This window comes from Bacillus sanguinis (assembly GCF_018332475.1).
GTDB classification, from domain to species: domain Bacteria; phylum Bacillota; class Bacilli; order Bacillales; family Bacillaceae_G; genus Bacillus_A; species Bacillus_A sanguinis.
The window spans coordinates 1-631 of record NZ_BOQB01000495.1 but is presented as its reverse complement, the minus strand read 5'-3'; the positions used below and the strand labels follow the sequence as shown (position 1 = coordinate 631).

General features: G+C 31.7%; 1 protein-coding gene. It reads right to left on the bottom strand.

Annotation, left to right across the window (positions count from 1 at the left end; genetic code table 11):
* Positions 1–51: 51 nt before the first annotated feature.
* On the bottom strand, positions 52–408 hold the full coding sequence (locus KI369_RS27975) for a YgzB family protein (RefSeq protein WP_144615653.1): 357 nt from the start codon (positions 406–408) through the stop codon (positions 52–54).
* Positions 409–631: the final 223 nt, after the last annotated feature.

Sequence of the window (631 nt, the reverse complement as noted above, 5' to 3'; positions counted from 1 at the left end):
AATCACCTTTTCATGTTTAGTTTTGTAAAGTTACATTGTAGACATATATACCTATGATTTATAGCTTTTCTTATTATATTTCTCATCAAATTCTTTTCCTTCTAAACTTCGATCCATTGTTAAAGGTTGGTTGCAATGCATACATGCGTCGACACGACCGAGCATTTTTGTAGGTTTATCGCAGCTTGGACAAATAATTTGTACAGTTTTAGTAGATAACATACCAATCCAAAAGTAAACGACAGTACTAGCGATTACAGCTAAGAAGCCAACCATCATAAACGTTGTCATAATAATAATGTTTTCACGGAAAAAGACTCCTAAGTATGCAATGAAGAGACCGATAAATACTAAACTTAATGCAAAGGTCCGGATTTTATTAATTTTGTTTGAATACTTAATGCTCATTCTCACCACTCTCCTATAACAATAATAATAACATAAAATTTAGAATTTTCATTCGTTAAGGAACGTGATAAAGTGATAAGATATGAAATGTGAATTAGGGTAAGGAATGAAGAGAGCCTATACGGATTTTTGAAACGTGTTTTTGAAGTTTTAACGGGATGTGAAATTTTTTTTGTGAAAAGTATTGACCCTGTATGTACTGCGTGATATATTAATAACCGTC